This is a genomic window from Pseudomonas sp. P4_B3, assembly GCF_056402295.1.
In genome coordinates this window covers 128,569-146,443 of record NZ_JBFUHR010000019.1, presented here as the reverse complement: position 1 = coordinate 146,443, position 17,875 = coordinate 128,569, and the positions used below count along the sequence as shown (strand labels likewise).

The window sequence follows — 17,875 nt, the reverse complement described above, 5'->3', positions numbered from 1 at the left end:
AATAATAAGAAGGCGGAGCTATGACTTCCTTGAGTTCTCATCACCAGGACAAGGCGACGTTCCTCGAGCGCCTGATCTTCAACAACCGCCCGGCAGTGATCACGATCTGTCTGCTGGTCAGTATTTTCCTGTTCTGGCAGGCGACGCTGATCCGTCCGTCCACCAGTTTCGAAAAAATGATCCCGCTGGAGCATCCCTTCATCCAGAAGATGATGGAGCACCGCAACGATCTGGCGAACCTGGGCAACACTGTACGGATCTCGGTGGAAGCCACCAATGGCGACATCTTCTCCAAGGAGTACATGGAGACCTTGCGTCAGATCAACGATGAGGTGTTCTACATCTCCGGTGTCGACCGCTCCGGCCTCAAGTCGCTGTGGAGCCCGAGTGTTCGCTGGACCGAAGTGACGGAAGAGGGCTTCGCCGGCGGTGAAGTGATTCCGCAGAGCTACAACGGCTCCCAGGCCAGCCTCGATTTGCTGCGCAACAACGTGCTCAAGTCCGGCCAGGTCGGGCGCCTGGTGTCCAACGATTTCAAGTCGAGCATCGTCGACATTCCGTTGCTGGAGTCCTACCCGGACCCGCAAGACCAGGGCAAGCTGCTGGCGCTGGACTATCGCCAGTTCTCCCACGAGCTTGAGGACAAGATCCGCACCAAGTTCGAAGCGCAGAACCCGAATGTGAAGATCCACATCGTCGGTTTCGCCAAGAAAGTCGGTGACCTGATCGACGGCCTGGTGATGGTGGTGATGTTCTTCGGCATCGCCTTCGTCATCACCCTGATCCTCCTGCTGTGGTTCACCAACTGCCTGCGCAGTACCGTCGCCGTGTTGAGCACGACATTGGTGGCAGTGGTCTGGCAACTGGGGTTGATGCACTTCTTCGGCTTCGGGCTCGATCCTTACTCGATGCTGGTACCGTTCCTGATCTTCGCCATCGGTATTTCCCACGGCGTGCAGAAGATCAACGGGATCGCCCTGCAATCGAGCGAGGCGGACAACGCCCTGACGGCCGCGCGCCGTACGTTCCGTCAATTGTTCCTGCCGGGGATGATCGCGATCCTCGCCGATGCCGTGGGTTTCATCACGCTGCTGATCATCGATATCGGCGTGATCCGTGAACTGGCCATCGGCGCATCCATCGGTGTGGCGGTGATCGTGTTCACCAACCTGATCCTGTTGCCGGTGGCGATTTCCTATGTCGGCATCAGCAAGCGTGCGGTCGAGCGCAGCAAGAAAGACGCGGTGCGCGAACACCCGTTCTGGCGCCTGCTGGCGAATTTCGCCAGCGCCAAAGTTGCACCGGTGTCCATCCTGCTGGCGTTGATCGCCTTTGGCGGCGGCCTGTGGTACAGCCAGAACCTGAAAATCGGCGACCTCGACCAGGGTGCCCCGGAGTTGCGTCCGGACTCGCGCTACAACAAGGACAACAACTTCATCATCAACAACTACTCCACCAGTTCCGATGTGTTGGTGGTGATGGTCAAGACCAAGGCCGAAGGTTGCTCGCGCTATGAAGCCATGGCGCCGATCGACGAGCTGATGTGGAAGATGCAGAACACCGAGGGCGTGCAATCGGCGATTTCCCTTGTGACCGTGTCCAAGCAGATGATCAAGGGCATGAACGAGGGCAACCTGAAATGGGAAACCCTGTCGCGTAACCCTGATGTATTGAACAACTCCATTGCCCGCGCTGACGGCCTGTACAACAACAGCTGCTCCCTGGCGCCGGTGCTGGTGTTCCTCAACGATCACAAGGCCGAGACCCTGGATCGCGCGGTACATGCGGTGCAGGCGTTCTCCAAGGAGAACAACAAGGAAGGCCTGGAGTTCATCCTCGCGGCCGGTAACGCCGGGATCGAGGCGGCCACCAACGAGGTGATCAAGAAGTCCGAGCTGACCATCCTGATCCTGGTGTACATTTGCGTGGCGGTCATGTGCATGATCACCTTCCGCTCGTGGGCGGCGACCTTGTGCATCGTGCTGCCACTGGTGCTGACCTCGGTACTCGGCAACGCCCTGATGGCCTTCATGGGCATCGGCGTGAAAGTGGCGACCCTGCCGGTCGTGGCGCTCGGGGTGGGGATCGGCGTGGACTACGGTATCTACATCTACAGCCGTCTGGAAAGCTTCCTGCGTGCCGGCCTGCCGCTGCAAGAAGCGTACTACCAGACGCTGAAGTCCACCGGTAAGGCGGTGCTGTTCACCGGTCTGTGCCTGGCCATCGGCGTGTGCACCTGGATCTTCTCGGCCATCAAGTTCCAGGCCGACATGGGTCTGATGCTGACCTTCATGCTGTTGTGGAACATGTTCGGTGCGCTGTGGCTGTTGCCGGCACTGGCACGGTTCCTGATCAAACCGGAGAAACTGGCGGGGCAGAAGGGCAACTCGTTGTTTGCCCACTGATCGGTCGCTGAAACAAAAAAGCCGCAACCTTGGGTTGCGGCTTTTTTATTTGGGCGAAGATCAAAAGATCGCAGCCTTCGGCAGCTCCTACTTGGGATTGCCTACACCGATTAATTGTGGGTGTATTCGATCAATGTAGGAGCTGCCGAAGGCTGCGATCTTTTGACTTTGCCATTACGAAGGATCGCTACCCAGCACCACATTCAACGCACTGCGCGCATCATCGAGTTGCACCAGCGTCGCATGCCGCGCACCCAATGCATCACGATTCTCGATGGCGGTCAGGATTGCCTTGTGCCGTGGCAGCGCCAGTTCATGCAGGTTCGGCCGCTGGTTCGAGTGTTTCAAGGCTTCGGCGATGGCCACCGAGAGCATGTTGCACAGGTTGGCCAGCAAGTCGTTGTGCGTGGCATCGGCAATGCGACTGTGGAAGTCCAGGTCCGGCTGCAACAGCGCCTCCGGCGTCGGTGCAGCTTCCATGCGCTGGTAGGCCTCACCGATGGATGCAATGTCCGCTTGCGTGGCGAATTGCGCGGCGAGGGCGGCGGCGGCCGGTTCGATGATGCTGCGCACACTGGTCAGCAGGTCGAAAAACTGATTCTGCGGGCTGCTTTGCATCAACCAGTGCAGCACGTCAGGATCGAGCATGTGCCAGTCCTTGCGCGGCTTGACCACGGTCCCGACCCGCGGACGGGAATACACCAGGCCTTTGGCAACCAGGACCCGGGTGGCTTCACGCAGCACCGGCCGGCTGACCGCATATTCTTCGCACAACAGCGCTTCGGCGGGCAGCTTGTCGTCGGGCAGGAAACGTCCCGAGACGATCTGCATGCCCAGTTCCTGGACGATGCGCGAGTGCATGCTTTTGCGGTCGGAGGGTTTGCGGTAATCCATGGGGAACGACGCGGTCCTGTGCGAATAGGTGTCGCGCATGATAGCAGGCGCGGCGCAATCTTGAGGCAGGGATAAAGACACTGTAGGAGCTGGTGGGGTTAGTGCGAGTGACGCGGCACTTCAGCCCCGCGGCAGCCGACCAGGAAGTCGAAGTCACAACCCTGGTCCGCTTGCAGCACGTGGTCGATGTACAGCTGGCGATAACCCCCCACCAACAATGGCTGTGGCGGTTGCCGATCGGCCATGCGCGCGGCCAGTTCGGCGTCCGGAATATCCAGGTGCAGGCGGCCGCTGGCGCAGTCGAGTTCGATCCAGTCACCTTCCTTCACCGCCGCCAAAGGCCCGCCAGCGGCGGCTTCGGGAGCAACGTGCAGGACAACGGTGCCGTATGCCGTGCCGCTCATGCGCGCATCGGAAATGCGCACCATGTCGGTCACACCCTGGGCCAGCAGCTTGGCCGGCAGGCCCATGTTGCCCACTTCGGCCATGCCTGGATAACCCTTCGGCCCGCAGTTTTTCATCACCAGGATCGAGTTGGCATCCACGTCCAGTTCCGGATCGTTGATCCGTGCCTTGTACATGTCGAAGTTCTCGAACACCACCGCGCGACCGCGATGCTGCATCAGTTCGGGCGTGGCGGCGGACGGCTTGAGTACCGCGCCGAGTGGCGCCAGGTTGCCACGCAACACACAGATGCCGCCATCGGCGCGGATCGGGTTGTCGAGGGTGCGGATCACTTCGTCCTCGCCATAGATCGGCGCGTCTTTGGTGTTCTCTCCAATGGTTTTGCCGTTGACGGTCAAGGCATTCGGGTTCGGGATCAGGTTGGCTTCACCGAGGCGACGCAGCACCGCCGGCAAACCACCGGCGTAATAGAACTCTTCCATCAGGAAGCGCCCGGACGGTTGCAGGTCGACGATGGTCGGCATGCCGCGACCGATACGGGTCCAGTCATCCAGGTCCAGTTCCACGCCAATGCGCCCGGCAATAGCCTTCAGATGGATCACTGCGTTGGTTGAACCGCCGATGGCGGCATTGACGCGAATGGCGTTCTCGAAGGCCTCTTTGGTCAGGATCTTCGACAGCTTCAAGTCTTCGTGCACCATCTCCACGGCACGCATGCCGGACATGTGCGCCAACACATAACGGCGCGCATCCACGGCCGGAATCGCCGCATTGTGGGGCAGGGAAGTGCCGAGCGCTTCGGCCATGCAGGCCATGGTCGAGGCGGTGCCCATGGTGTTGCAGGTGCCGGCCGAGCGGGACATGCCGCCCTCGGCCGCGAGGAAATCGTCGATGCTGATGGTGCCGGCCTTGACCTGTTCGCTGAGCTGCCAGACCACGGTGCCGGAGCCGATGTCCTTGCCCTTGTGCTTGCCGTTGAGCATCGGCCCGCCGGTGACGACGATGGCCGGCACGTCGCAACTGGCGGCGCCCATCAGCAAGGCCGGGGTGGTTTTGTCGCAACCGGTCAGCAGCACCACGCCATCGATCGGGTTGCCGCGAATGGCTTCTTCGACATCCATGCTCGCCAGGTTGCGGGTGAGCATGGCGGTCGGGCGCAGGTTCGATTCGCCGTTGGAGAACACCGGGAACTCCACTGGAAAGCCGCCGGCCTCGATCACCCCACGTTTGACGTGCTCGGCAATCTGGCGGAAGTGCGCGTTGCACGGGGTCAGTTCCGACCAGGTGTTGCAGATGCCGATGATCGGCTTGCCATGGAACTGGTGGTCGGCGATGCCCTGATTCTTCATCCAGCTGCGGTACATGAAGCCGTTCTTGTCGGCGGTGCCAAACCATTGGGCGGAGCGCAGGGTGGGTTTCTTATCAGACATGATCGATTCTCTTATTGTATGACTATTTTGTTCTAGCTGAGGCGTAACATAGGCTCAAATTGCGTTGTTTGGAAGTGTTGTTGAGTAAATAGTAATACTATATAGTCGGCTCAAACGGAGGGATGGCCCTGGCGACTATTTCGCGAGAGGCGTCCCCCGAGGTTCCATAACAACAACAATCGGAGACCGATCTCATGAGCCAGGAACTGCGGCTTATCCGTCGCATCACGCTGAAACTGATTCCCTTCCTGATCCTGCTGTACCTGATCGCCTATGTGGACCGCTCCGCGGTGGGCTTCGCCAAACTGCACATGGGCGCGGACATCGGCCTCGGCGATGCCGCCTACGGTCTTGGTGCCGGGCTGTTTTTCATCGGCTACTTCCTGCTGGAGATCCCCAGCAACCTGATGCTCGACCGCTTCGGCGCACGGCGCTGGTTCGCGCGGATCATGGTCACGTGGGGCGCCATCACCATCGGCATGGCCTTCGTCCAGGGGCCGAACAGCTTCTATGTGATGCGCTTTTTGCTCGGCGCCGCCGAAGCCGGGTTCTTCCCGGGCGTTCTGTACTACATCACCCAATGGTTCCCGGTGCGCCATCGCGGCAAGATCCTCGGGCTGTTCATCCTGTCGCAACCCATTGCGATGATGGTCACCGGCCCGGTGTCCGGTGGCTTGCTGGGCATGGACGGCGTGTTGGGGCTGCATGGCTGGCAGTGGCTGTTCATCGTCATCGGTTGCCCGGCGATCCTGCTGACCTGGCCGGTGCTGCGTTACCTGCCGGACGGCCCGCAACAAGTGAAGTGGATGGACCAGGCAGAAAAGGACTGGCTGAGCACCGAACTGAAAAAGGACCTGGACGCGTACGGCCAGACCCGCCATGGCAACCCGCTGCACGCCCTCAAGGACAAACGCGTCCTGCTGCTGGCGCTGTTCTACCTGCCGGTGACCCTGAGCATCTATGGTCTGGGTTTGTGGCTACCGACCTTGATCAAGCAATTCGGTGGCAGCGACTTGGTGACCGGTTTCGTTTCCGCAGTGCCGTACATCTTCGGGATCGTTGGCCTTCTGATCATTCCACGCAGTTCCGACCGCTTGAACGACCGCTACGGCCACCTCGCCGTGCTTTACGTACTGGGTGCGATTGGCCTGTTCCTCAGCGCCTGGCTGTCGGTGCCGGTGCTGCAACTGGCGGCGTTGTGCCTGGTGGCATTCGCATTGTTCTCCTGCACGGCGGTGTTCTGGACCTTGCCGGGTCGCTTCTTCGCCGGCGCCAGTGCGGCGGCGGGGATCGCCTTGATCAACTCGGTGGGTAACCTCGGTGGTTACCTCGGTCCATTCGTGATCGGCGCGTTGAAGGAGTACACCGGCAATCTTGCGTCCGGCTTGTATTTCCTCTCCGGGGTGATGGTGTTTGGCCTGATTCTGACTGGCGTTGTCTATCGCCTGCTGGAACGCAAACACGTCCTGCCAGCCGATCAATTTGCAGCAAGTGCACGTGGGGCTTCCCGCACTTGACAGGATACGGACCTGTAGGAGCTGGCTTGCCAGCGAAAGCGGTGGGTCAGCCAGCATGAATGTTGGATGTTCAATCGCATTCGCTGGCAAGCCAGCTCCTACAGGAGTTCTGCGGTGTTCTGAAGTATTGTTTACAGGAGAAAATTCATGCGTTTGGTTCAGTTCGAATTGAGTAACGGCGAACGCCGTGTCGGCGTTGTCGAGGCGGGGCTGGTTCGTGAAGTGCAGGACATGCGCACCGTGCGCGATCTGGCATTGGCGGCGATCGAGGCAGGCGCCAATCTTGAGCAACAGGTGCAAAGTCTGGGGCTGGGCATCAGCCACGGCTATGCCGAACTGCTGACGCAACGGCGCATCCTGCCGCCCCTGGACCATCCGGACCCGGCGCACTTGCTGGTCAGTGGCACGGGCCTGACCCATCTGGGCAGTGCATCGGCCCGGGACAAGATGCACCAGCAAAGTGGCGACGAATCGGCGATGACCGACACCATGCGCATCTTCAAATGGGGCGTGGAGGGCGGCAAACCGGCAGAAGATCAAGCCGGTGTGCAGCCGGAATGGTTCTACAAAGGCGATGGCAGCATCGTCGTCAGGCCGGGCCAGCCGTTTCCCCTGCCGCCGTTTGCCGAAGATGCCGGTGAAGAGCCGGAGATCGCTGGCCTGTACGTCATCGGTCGCGACGGCAAGCCGTATCGCCTGGGTTTTGCTGTGGGCAACGAGTTCTCCGATCACGTCATGGAGCGCAAGAACTACCTGTATCTGGCCCACTCGAAACTGCGCAGCTGCAGCTATGGCCCGGAACTGCGGGTCGGCGAACTGCCGCAGCATCTGGCCGGTACCAGCCGCATCCTGCGCGACGGCGAAGTGCTGTGGCAGAACGAGTTTCTCAGTGGCGAGGCGAACATGTGCCACAGCCTCGCCAACCTCGAATTCCATCATTTCAAGTACAGCCAGTTTCTGCGCCCGGGGGATGTTCACATTCACTTCTTCGGCACCGCGACCCTGTCCTTTGCCGACGGCATTCGCACACAACCGGGCGACGTGTTCGAGATCACCCAGGCCGAATTCGGCGCGCCATTGATCAATGGCATCGCACCGGTCGCAGCGGCTTTCGAACCCGGCACCGTCGGCACACTTTGAGGACTTACCCATGACCCGGATTCTTGGTCACAACTACATCGGCGGCCAACGCAGCGCCGCTGGCAGCGTCAAGTTGCGGAGTTTCGATGCGACAACGGGCGAGGCCTTGCCCCAGGATTTTTCTCAGGCGACAGCGCAGGAAGTCGATGCGGCGGCCACCGCGGCGGCGGCTGCGTACCCGGCCTATCGCATGCTGAGCGCGGAGCGTCGGGCGCAGTTTCTCGAGGCCATTGCCGATGAACTGGATGCCCTCGGTGATGATTTTGTCGCGGTGGTCTGCCGCGAAACGGCGTTGCCCGCTGGCCGGATTCAAGGCGAGCGTGGACGCACCAGCGGCCAGATGCGCCTGTTTGCCAAAGTGCTGCGGCGTGGTGATTTCTACGGCGCACGGATCGACCGGGCATTGCCGGAGCGTCAACCGTTGCCGCGCCCGGATCTGCGTCAATACCGTATCGGCCTCGGGCCGGTGGCGGTGTTCGGTGCCAGCAACTTTCCGCTGGCGTTCTCTACCGCAGGCGGCGATACCGCATCGGCGCTGGCCGCCGGGTGCCCGGTGGTGTTCAAGGCCCACAGCGGTCACATGGCCACGGCTGAGCGGGTGGCTGACGCAATCATCCGCGCCGCCGAGAAAACCGGCATGCCGGCCGGCGTGTTCAACATGATCTACGGCGGGGGCGTCGGCGAGGCGCTGGTCAAGCATCCGGCAATTCAGGCTGTGGGCTTCACCGGTTCGCTCAAGGGCGGTCGGGCCTTGTGCGACATGGCCGCGGCCCGTGCGCAACCGATTCCGGTGTTCGCCGAGATGTCGAGCATCAACCCGGTGATCGTGTTGCCCCAGGCGTTGCAAGCGCGGGCCGGCACCGTCGCGCGCGACCTCACGGCGTCGGTGGTTCAGGGCTGCGGCCAGTTCTGCACCAATCCCGGTCTGGTGATCGGCATTCGCTCAGCGTCGTTCAGCGCCTTTGTGCAGCAAGTGGCCGGGTTGATGGGTGACCAGCCGGCGCAAACCATGCTCAATGCCGGAACCTTGAGCAGCTACGGCCAGGGCTTGCAAAAACTGCTCGTGCATCCGGGGATCGAGCATCTGGCCGGCAACCCGCAGCAGGGCAATCAGGCGCAGCCGCAATTGTTCAGGGCCGATGTCAGCCTGCTGCTCGATGGCGATGAAGTGTTGCAAGAGGAAGTGTTCGGTCCGACCACGGTGGTGGTTGAAGTGGCGGATCATGCGCAACTGTTGGCCGCCTTGAATGGCCTGCACGGCCAGTTGACCGCCACCGTCATTGGCGAGCCGGAAGACTTCGAACAGTTTGCCGGACTGACGGCGTTGCTTGAGCAGAAGGTCGGACGCATCCTGCTCAATGGCTATCCGACGGGCGTGGAAGTCTGCGATTCGATGGTCCACGGCGGGCCTTACCCGGCAACGTCCGATGCGCGCGGTACATCGGTGGGCACACTGGCCATCGATCGTTTCCTGCGCCCGGTGTGCTTCCAGAACTATCCGGACAATTTGCTGCCGGAGGCGCTGAAGAACGGCAATCCGCTACGTATCCAGCGACTGGTGGATGGGCAATCGTCCCGCGAGGCGCTGTAGCCGCTGACCACAATCCCTGTAGGAGCGAGCAGGCTCGCTCCTACAGGGGATGTGGTGCATGAGCTATCATTGGCGTTTTCCCATTCAAAGATTGACTGCCATGACTTCAGCAACCGACACCCTGCTCAACGTCCTCGAACACTGCGATATGGTGGAAATCGACGGCTTGCACGCGTTCGAATTCTCCCTCGACGAGGACGATAACCTGCACATTGAATGCATGGACGGTCGAAAGGCGCTGCACTGGGAGTTCACCCCGGCGCAGATCCAGACGGCGAGCTTCGATCCGACACTGCAAAGCTGGCTGATCATCGGTGATTCCGGCGAGCACCGTCTGGTGTGCATGACTGCATCCCGCGGTGACAACGATGACAGCGAAGATGCGAATGGCGATGCTTAAACTCTGGCCACTATTGATGGCCGGCAGCATCGGTGCCATAGGCGTCCAGGTCGCATCCGCCGATGACTATCAACTGCTGGTGGGCTCCTACACCGCCGGTCAAAGCCAGGGCATCTACCGCCTGGCTTTCGACAGCAGTACCGGGCAGATCAATACCAGCCCTTTGCAAGTGATCAAAAGCGAAAACCCTTCGTGGCTGACCCTGTCGAAGGATCAGCGACACCTGTTCGTGGTCAACGAAAACGGCCCGGGCCAGACCGATCTGGTAGGGCGCGTCAGCAGTTTCGCGATCGATCCCAAGACCCATGCGCTGAGCCTGATCAGCCAGGTACAAAGCCTGGGCAACGAGCCCACCCATTCCAGCCTCAGCACCGATGGCAGCCATCTGTTTGTCAGCAATTACTCGGTGGCCGAGGACCCGGGCGGCACCCTCGCGGTATTGCCGGTGGCGGTCGATGGCAAGCTCAAACCGGTGGTGCAGATGAGCAGCCACCCGGCGAGCCGGGTCAATCCCGAGCGCCAGGCCTCGGCCCACGTGCATTCGACGATCCCGTCGCCGGATGGCCAATACGTGTTCGCAAACGACCTGGGCGCCGACAAGGTGTTTGCCTATCGCTTCGACCCCAAGGCCAACCCCGAACTACCATTGACTCCGGCGACCCCGGCATTCGTGCAACTGCCGCCCGGTAGCGGACCGCGTCATCTGCTGTTCAGCGCCGATGGCAAACACGCCTGGCTGACCATGGAAATGAGCGCCCAGGTGGCGGTGTTCGATTACCACGACGGCCAACTCAAGCAGACGCAGATGGTCGATCTGGCTGCCGGGCAACCGGTCTCGGACAAGGCTGCAGCGGCGTTGCATGCCTCGGCTGACGGCAAGTTCCTCTACGTCAGCAACCGTGGCACGGCCAATCAACTGTTGGTGTTTGCCATCGATCCGGCGACCGGCCACCTCAGTGAGCTGCAACGTCGGGCGGTGGAGGGCGATCATCCGCGGGAATTCAGCCTCGATCCGAGCGGCAGATTCCTGTTGATCGCCAACCAGAAGAGCAACCAGATTGTCGTCGTCGAACGCGATGCCAAGACTGGTCTGCTGGGCAAGACCGTGCAAAAACTGCCGATGGACGCCCCGAGCGATCTCAGGTTTCTGCTGCGTCAATAAGCCGCAGGCCCCGGTTGATGGGGCCTGCCTGCTTTTATCAATGGCGCTGATATCTGGTACTGCTACAAAGCATTTCAAGGCACGGACCCTCGAGGGTTAAGTTTGCTTCACGGCCCCACCGGGCAAGCAAGCCAACTGAATCCGAGGAATACCGCCATGAACTTCAACATCTTCTCTGTCATCGCCGCTTCCGCCATTTCTGCCACCGTTGCGCTGCCAGCCAGTGCCAACGTTGAAATCAGCGACAAAAAAGCCCACACCCAGAGCTACACCCAGAAGTACCTGCAACAGAGCGCCAACTTCTACGCCGCGCTGGATCACAAAACCCAAGCCTGAGCGTTTACCCCTGCCTTTATGCAGGAGCGAAGTCACTGATGATCGAAGACACTTGTGTTGAAAACCCGAGTGTCGGAAACGATCAGAGTGATGTCGCTCCTGCATAACGCATTTGCGACAGTATCATTTTGCCATTAATGTCGCGCTTGATATCACATCGCCATACGTTTAAATTGACGCTGATTTTTTGACTCCTCCTCACGGCAAGGATCGGCAGCATGGTGACGCGTCTGGCATTGGTTCTTCTGTTTCTCTATTCCACCCCCATTTTGTCGGCAGCCGAGCCTGTTCCGGGTGAGCCGGATGCTGCGCGCGAGCGCTTGATCAGTTTTATTGAAGACTGAAATAGTCTGGCTTAATGATCAATGAAGTTGATGGTTACTATGGATAACCCTGAGTGGTTATCCAGGCTTTTTTGATCGATTCTGTGGGCATTGAAACATGCCTGCGGAGAACATCATGGCCAGCACAATTCTCACTTCTGCCAAACATGGCGCCTATGTGGCGATCGGTCTTTACCTGGCCATGGTGCTGGTTGTCAGCCTTTCAGCTCAGGCTGAACTCGCAGGGGTCGCCGGCGCATGAAAGGGCACAGACTTTGGGTCATTGCCTTCCTGGCGTTCATGACCAACGGATCCTCCCTGCTGGGGATCGGACAGGGCTCGGCAGGCTCGGTGGCACGGGCCATCGAAGCCAACCACAACATTGCCCGCAGCATCGAAAGCGCCAGTGCCCAGGGGATGTTGGCCGGCAATCCACCGATCAGGAATGAAGGCGTGGTTTTCGGGCCGTTCCAGGTCGATTGCTCGGCGATCGGGATGTGTGAGGTGTTGGCCTGAAGCCTGCTGTCGATGAGGGCTTTTGTGGCGAGGGGGCTTACTTGCGCATCACACCGGTAAACAAGTCCGACTCCAGAAACCGCTGCAACCAATCCTGCAAACGCCGATACGGTGTCTGCGCGAACCAGTCGCGGTCGACATGGGCGAACTGGCGCACGAAGGGCATCAAGGCCACATCGGCCAGGCTTGGATGGCTGGCCAGCAAGTAGTCGCGTCCCTCCAGCAACTCATCCAGCCTTTGCAGAAATACCTCGCCCTCGGCGCGATAAACCTCCATCGGCTGCTCGGGATAACGCTCGGCGTACTTGTAGCGATTCAAGTGCACCTTGAACACCTGATCGTTCTGTTCGATCAGCGGGGCGATTTGCGCCGCTGCCACAGGATCATCCTTGAGCAGCCAGTCTTGCGGATCGTTCTGGGCCAGGGCCCAGCGCATGATGTCGAGGCTTTCGTCGATCACCCGGCCATCGGTGCACAGCACCGGCACCGTGCCTTTTCCCGACAGCGCGAGCATTTCGGCGGGCTTGGCCTTCAGGCTGACTTCGACGATGTCCACGGCGACGCCCGAGTAGCGCAGGGCCATGCGTGCGCGCATGGCGTACGGGCAGCGGCGGAAGGAATACAGCGTGTTCATTTCACCTCCAGGGTGCTCAGGCCATTGCCCTGGCGACGGACCTGGATCTGCACCGGAATCCGTTCATGCATTTCCTGTACGTGGGAAATCACCGCGACCTTGCGGCCCTGGGCCTGCAAGCCGTCGAGGGCGTCCATGGCCAGTTGCAGGGATTCCGGATCGAGGCTGCCAAAACCTTCGTCGATGAACAGCGATTCGATTTTCAGCGTGCTCGACGCCATCGACGCCAGACCAAGGGCCAGTGCCAGCGACACCAGGAACGTCTCGCCACCGGACAGCGAATGCACCGAACGCAGTTCGTCGCCCATTTCGGTGTCCATCACCAGCAAGCCGAGCATGCTGCCGCCGCGCTTGAGGCGATAGCGGCGCACCAGTTGGCGCAATTGCACGTTGGCGTGATGCACCAGCAGGTCGAGGTTGTAGGCCTGGGCTATCTTGCGGAAGGTGTCGCCGGTGGCGGAGCCGATCAACGCATTCAAGCGTGCCCAGCGTTGATACTCGCTGTAAGCGTCGGCAATCTGCTGCGCCAGGGCCTGATTGGCGTTCTGCCGGCGCTGGTCCTCGGCCTGCTCGGCACGCAGTTCGGCGCAGTGTTGCTCGCTGGTGGCGGACAGGTTTTGCAGGTCGACCAGTGCGGCGGTCAGTTGCTCGGCGTCGAGGTTGCCGTTGTGTTGCGCTTGATGATCGAGCAGGCGCTTGTCGCGTTCCTGCACCAGGACGCTGGCTTGCTCGATGGCTTTTTCACTGTGTTGCAAGTGCTGGCGCAGTTCGCTGACCTGAGTGTCGTCAACCCGCAGAAGGTCTTCGAGGCCATCGTCATCCAGCTCGGGATGGCGGGCACGCCAGTCGCCGATCTTGCTGGCGAGTTCATGCGCTTCGCCTTCCAGTGCGTGCAAGCGCTCTTGCTGGGCCTTGAGCTCGGCGGCGATTTGTACTGATTGCGTAACGACGCTTTGCAGCGTCTGCGCGGTACTGGTTTCGGCGCTGCGCGCCTGTTCCACGGCCTGTTCCAGTTGCTGCTGCCAATGCTCGGCGCTGCTGTGTTCGCCGAGTAATTGCCCGAGCGTGTGCTGACTCGCCTGTTGCTGCTCGGCCAGCCCGGTGAACTGCTGTTCGGCGGCCTGCAATTGCTGCACGCGGCTCTGCTGGCGATCCTGTTCCTTCTCCAGGTTTTGCTGGCGCTGTTGCTGCTCGGCCAGTTCTTCCTTTTGTTGTTCCAGTTGCGCCAGGCGCTCGGCGATCTGCCGGTCGAGCTGCATGAAGGTCGCGGCCGGTTCGACGCGCAGCGCTTGCAGGGTTTCAGCTGGCAGCAGATTGGCGAATGCGTTGAGCTCTTCGTCCAGGCGCTGACGGTCGTTGCCCAGCTCGCGTTGCTGGTTGCCCAGGTGCTGGGTCGCTTGCTGGTGCGCGGTTTCGGCATGGCGCAGTTGCTGGGTCAGGCGTGCGGCATCCTGTTGCAGGGTGAGTAGCGCGCTCTGCCGTTGCTCGTCCTGGCTGATGCTCTGGTTGAGCTGGCTGTTTTGCTGGGTGAGCCAGGCGTCGCGTTTGACGGCGTCCTGATTCAGCAGTTGGGCAGCCAGCGGATGCGCTTCCAGACTTGGGGCGAGGGCTTGCTGTTGGGTCGCCAGATGCTCCTGCTGTTGCAGCAGTTCCTTTTGCTGGGCGATCAACCCGCCGACTTCGGCACGCAGGTCGGTGAGTTTTTCCTTGAGCAGGTCAACGGCCTTCTGGGCGTTGGCCTGTTCGCTTTCATCAAAACGGCCGAGGCTCTGCAGCAGGGCTTCAGGCTGATGATAGGGATGCTCGTTGCTGCCGCACACCGGACATGGCTGGTCATCCTGCAACTGCGCGCGCAGCTCTTCGACACTGGCACTGCGCGCCAGACGCTGGCGCTCCAGCAGTTCGCGGGTGACGTTGAGGGTCTGTTCGGCAACGCTCAGATCAGCCTTGGCCTTGACCCCGTCCTGGGTCAGGCGTTCACGTTCCTGCTGCGCGGTGAGCTGGCGTTGTTGCAGCTCGGCACCGCGTTTGTCCAGGTCCTGCTGGCTGGCCCACAGGCGCGCAAGGTCTTCGACGGCGCGCAGTTGCTTGCGGTTGTCCTGCAACAGGCTGCCCAAGATGCCGATCTGCTCGGCGACGGCATCCGGTTCGGCGCCGGCCTCCTTGAACAGCACCTCCAGTTGCTGCTTCTGTGCGCTGAGCGTTTGTTCGGCGCTCGTGGCGTTTTGCTCGAGGCTGGCCAGTTCGGCCTGGCCCTGATTCAACCGGTTACCGATCAACATCAACTGTTGCAGGCGATCGCGGTAGGCATTCCAGGCATCGCTCAACGGTGCCAGATGAGTGCTTTGCTCCAGCTCGGTGGCAATGCGCTGCAAGTCCCCGGCGCCACGGGTTTGCTGATCGAGTAAGGTCTGAATCGTGCTCTGGCCCTGGCCGCAGGCCTGCTCGGCATTTTGCTTTGCCTCGGCACTGAGGGCGGTGTCCTTGGCGAGGCGGGCGAGGGTGCTTTGCGCTTCGAAGGCCTGGCGCAGTAACGGCGCGCTGGCGGTTTGCCGTTGTTGCGCTTCGTTCAACGCGATCCGGGCGTCGCTAAGCTGTTGCTCGAGCTGCGTCTGACGCTCGCCGAGTTCGCCATGTTGCTGCGCATGCAAGGCAATGTGCGCCGCCAACGGCGTCAGCAGTCCGTCGACCTCGGCTTTACGGGCGAACTGGTGCCGTTGCGGGCCCAACTGTTCGAGGCGGGTGAGCCTCAAGCGCTCGCTGGTCAGGGCTTCCCAGTGAGTCTGGGCCGATAGCAGTTGTTCGCTGGCGGCCAGATGCTCGTCCTGCAAGCGACGCAGGTCCTTGAGCCAGGTGTCCTGCAGTTCAAGCTGCTTGAGTTGAGCCTGTCGGGCCTTGAGTTGCTGCTGAGCTTCGTTGAAACGCTGATCCAGTTCCGCGCGGGCTTCGGGCGCCAGCGGCGTCACGCCGCTGGCCTGATCCTGCAGCAGTTTGTGGGCCTCGCGGGCTTCCTTGGTCTTGTCGAAGGCCCGACGGCCGAGGCGGGTGTAGAGCGCGGTGTCGGTGAGTTTTTCCAGCAATTCGCTGCGGTCGTTGTCGTCGGCCTTGAGGAAGGCGCTGAACTCGCTTTGCGCCAACATCACCGCGCGGGTGAACTGTTCGAAATTCAGGCCCAGCGCGGCTTCGAGCTGAGTCTTGTAATCGCCTTTCTGGCTGGCGAGCAATTGATCCTGATCGATGTCACGCAAGCTCTGGCGGCTGGCCTGTAGCTTGCCGCCTGCCTTGTCCCGAGCGCGATTGGCTTCCCAGCGGGCGCGGTAACGGCGGCCGTCGACACCGACGAAATCCACTTCCGCATAGCCTTCACCCGTGCCGCGACGCAGCAGGGTTCGCGGGTCACCGGTACCGATCTCGCCGTCGGCGTCCGGCACCTTGGCGTCACGGCCGGTGTTGTTCAGGCGCGGTACAGCGCCAAACAGCGCCAGGCACAAGGCATCGAGCAAGGTGCTTTTGCCAGCGCCGGTGGGGCCGGTGATGGCGAACAGTCCGGCACTGGCCAGGGGTTCGGCGGTGAAGTCGATTTCAAACGGCCCGGCCAGGGAGGCGAGGTTTTTCAGGCGGATCGCGAGGATTTTCATGGCTGTTCGCTCTCCATCTGCACGTCCTGCAACAGCTCGGCGAAGTCCTTGAGGGTCTGCTCGTCGACCTCGCTGCCGTAGTTGTCCTGCCAGGCGCGGCTGAACAGTTCCTGAGGCGTGAGCTGGTCCAGTTCGATCAGCGTGCTGCCTTCGTCGGCACCGTCACGGCCGCCGTTGCCGGCGTACTCGGCGGCGATGCGCACCAGGCGCACGGCCTTGCCTTGCAGGGCGGTTTCCACTTGATTGCGCAGGTCGGGCTGCGGCTCGTCGAGGCGCGCCCGCACCTCCAGCCATGGCTGGCGCTGGATGTCGGCCAACAGGTCGATGTTCGGCAGGTCCGCCAGTTGCAACAGGATCTCGCTCAATGGCGCCGGGCCGATGCGTTGCAGGTTGACCGCGCGGGGGATCAGTTTCGGCTCGACGCTGAGCAGGGTCTCGCCGTCGAGCTTGATGTCGAGAATCTGGTGCTGATAGCTGATCTCGGAAAACGACAGCGGAATCGGCGAGCCGCTGTAGCGGATGCGCTCCTCGCCGTTGACCTTCTGCGGCTTGTGCAAGTGGCCGAGGGCTACGTAGCTGATGCTCGGCCCGAACAGGCTGGCGGGCAGGGCTTCGGCGTTGCCGATGATCAGGCTGCGCTCGGAGTCTTCCGACACCGAGCCGCCCGCCATGTGCGCGTGGCTGATGGCGATCAGTGCCTGACCCGGCTGGCGCTTGGCGTTGGCCGCTTCGATCAGCCACTCGTGAACCTGACCGATCCCACGCAAATAGTTGTCGCCCAAATGCGCGCCGGTGACCTCCGCCGGGCGCAGGAATGGCAGCGCCAGGCACCAGCCGGCGATTTCACCGCTGGCATCGGGCAAGGGCAGCAACAGGCGTTCGGCATCCAGTTGCCCGTCATCCAGCCACAACACACGACCGAGGGCATGGGTGCGCAAGCGCCGCATCAAAGGCGCGGGCAGTTCGATCCGTGAGCCGGAATCGTGGTTGCCGGCGATCATCACGATGGTCAGCAACGGCTGCTGTTCGTGGGCGCTGACGATGAAGTCGTAGAGGCGCTCCTGGGCTTTGACCGGCGGATTGACCGTGTCGAAGATGTCGCCGGCGATCAACAGCACATCCGGTTGATCCAGTTTCAGCTGGCGCAGCAGCCATTCGAGAAAACAGCCGTGTTCGAAATCGCGATCCTGGCCGTGCAGGTTCTGCCCGAGGTGCCAGTCGGAGGTGTGAAACAAGCGCAAGGCGGACTCCGCTACAAAATAGGTAATGGCCGCGGGAAAAATGAAGGCGGCGAAAGGGGAGAGAGTTTACTGACAAAAGACTGTGGTTGCAGAACACCTTTGAAAGGCCACAACGCTTTCAGTCGGTAGGAAAACTTGCGACCGCCTGTCCCTGCTGTCAGATCTGTCAGTAGTCGTACCAGCGAGCGGGGTATTTAATGGATTCGAGCATGGAGCCTTACGGTGCAATCGACAGGATGTGCC

14 protein-coding genes and 1 pseudogene are annotated in these 17,875 nt (G+C 61.2%); 10 read left to right on the top strand and 5 right to left on the bottom strand.

The genetic code is table 11. The features are described 5' to 3' along the window. Positions 1 to 20 precede the first annotated feature (20 nt). Positions 21 to 2,405, top strand: coding sequence for an efflux RND transporter permease subunit (locus AC1DWG_RS21825; protein WP_477764122.1), 2,385 nt, complete (start codon positions 21 to 23; stop codon positions 2,403 to 2,405). Positions 2,406 to 2,579: 174 nt separating this feature from the next. Here AC1DWG_RS21825 and AC1DWG_RS21820 read toward each other — a convergent pair whose 3' ends face one another. Then, positions 2,580 to 3,299, bottom strand: a complete 720-nt coding sequence (locus tag AC1DWG_RS21820; protein ID WP_477764273.1) for a FadR/GntR family transcriptional regulator — start codon at positions 3,297 to 3,299, stop codon at positions 2,580 to 2,582. A 98-nt stretch (positions 3,300 to 3,397) separates the two neighbouring features. Further along, the gene (locus tag AC1DWG_RS21815) at positions 3,398 to 5,134 is read right to left on the bottom strand and encodes an IlvD/Edd family dehydratase (protein WP_477764123.1); all 1,737 of its coding nucleotides are present in this window, start codon (positions 5,132 to 5,134) and stop codon (positions 3,398 to 3,400) included. 194 nt (positions 5,135 to 5,328) lie between these two features. On the opposite strand from AC1DWG_RS21815, the gene AC1DWG_RS21810 reads away from it, so the two are divergent. The 9 genes and pseudogenes from AC1DWG_RS21810 to AC1DWG_RS21770 all read left to right on the top strand — a co-directional run bounded on the left by AC1DWG_RS21810 (position 5,329) and on the right by AC1DWG_RS21770 (position 12,119). Beyond that, positions 5,329 to 6,651: an MFS transporter gene (locus AC1DWG_RS21810; protein ID WP_477764124.1), complete on the top strand. Its 1,323-nt coding sequence runs from the start codon at positions 5,329 to 5,331 to the stop codon at positions 6,649 to 6,651. 147 nt (positions 6,652 to 6,798) lie between these two features. Continuing rightward, positions 6,799 to 7,791, top strand: coding sequence for an AraD1 family protein (gene araD1, locus AC1DWG_RS21805; protein WP_477764125.1), 993 nt, complete (start codon positions 6,799 to 6,801; stop codon positions 7,789 to 7,791). A 10-nt stretch (positions 7,792 to 7,801) separates the two neighbouring features. Further along, positions 7,802 to 9,384 (top strand): annotated as a pseudogene (locus tag AC1DWG_RS21800) (aldehyde dehydrogenase (NADP(+))); the annotation flags it as partial. A 98-nt stretch (positions 9,385 to 9,482) separates the two neighbouring features. Continuing rightward, on the top strand, positions 9,483 to 9,782 hold the full coding sequence (locus tag AC1DWG_RS21795) for a DUF5629 family protein (protein ID WP_477764126.1): 300 nt from the start codon (positions 9,483 to 9,485) through the stop codon (positions 9,780 to 9,782). Further along, on the top strand, positions 9,775 to 10,944 hold the full coding sequence (locus AC1DWG_RS21790) for a lactonase family protein (RefSeq protein WP_477788362.1): 1,170 nt from the start codon (positions 9,775 to 9,777) through the stop codon (positions 10,942 to 10,944). The genes AC1DWG_RS21795 and AC1DWG_RS21790 overlap by 8 nt, the downstream gene beginning before the upstream one ends. Positions 10,945 to 11,100: 156 nt before the next feature. Continuing rightward, complete coding sequence (locus AC1DWG_RS21785) at positions 11,101 to 11,280, top strand: hypothetical protein (protein WP_007979950.1); 180 nt, start codon at positions 11,101 to 11,103, stop codon at positions 11,278 to 11,280. A 218-nt stretch (positions 11,281 to 11,498) separates the two neighbouring features. After that, complete coding sequence (locus tag AC1DWG_RS21780; protein ID WP_263287176.1) at positions 11,499 to 11,624, top strand: hypothetical protein; 126 nt, start codon at positions 11,499 to 11,501, stop codon at positions 11,622 to 11,624. Positions 11,625 to 11,739: 115 nt separating this feature from the next. Then, positions 11,740 to 11,865: a hypothetical protein gene (locus tag AC1DWG_RS21775; RefSeq protein ID WP_477764283.1), complete on the top strand. Its 126-nt coding sequence runs from the start codon at positions 11,740 to 11,742 to the stop codon at positions 11,863 to 11,865. Further along, positions 11,862 to 12,119, top strand: coding sequence for a hypothetical protein (locus AC1DWG_RS21770; RefSeq protein ID WP_477754135.1), 258 nt, complete (start codon positions 11,862 to 11,864; stop codon positions 12,117 to 12,119). Before AC1DWG_RS21775 ends, AC1DWG_RS21770 begins: the two co-directional genes overlap by 4 nt. Positions 12,120 to 12,156: 37 nt before the next feature. Here AC1DWG_RS21770 and AC1DWG_RS21765 read toward each other — a convergent pair whose 3' ends face one another. The 3 genes from AC1DWG_RS21765 to AC1DWG_RS21755 are packed head-to-tail and all read right to left on the bottom strand — an operon-like array spanning position 12,157 to position 17,632. Beyond that, positions 12,157 to 12,753, bottom strand: a complete 597-nt coding sequence (locus AC1DWG_RS21765) for a glutathione S-transferase (RefSeq protein WP_477788341.1) — start codon at positions 12,751 to 12,753, stop codon at positions 12,157 to 12,159. Further along, positions 12,750 to 16,391: an AAA family ATPase gene (locus AC1DWG_RS21760; RefSeq protein WP_477788340.1), complete on the bottom strand. Its 3,642-nt coding sequence runs from the start codon at positions 16,389 to 16,391 to the stop codon at positions 12,750 to 12,752. The genes AC1DWG_RS21765 and AC1DWG_RS21760 overlap by 4 nt, the downstream gene beginning before the upstream one ends. Further along, positions 16,388 to 17,632, bottom strand: coding sequence for an exonuclease SbcCD subunit D C-terminal domain-containing protein (locus AC1DWG_RS21755; RefSeq protein ID WP_477788339.1), 1,245 nt, complete (start codon positions 17,630 to 17,632; stop codon positions 16,388 to 16,390). The genes AC1DWG_RS21760 and AC1DWG_RS21755 overlap by 4 nt, the downstream gene beginning before the upstream one ends. Between the last annotated feature and the right edge of the window lie 243 nt (positions 17,633 to 17,875).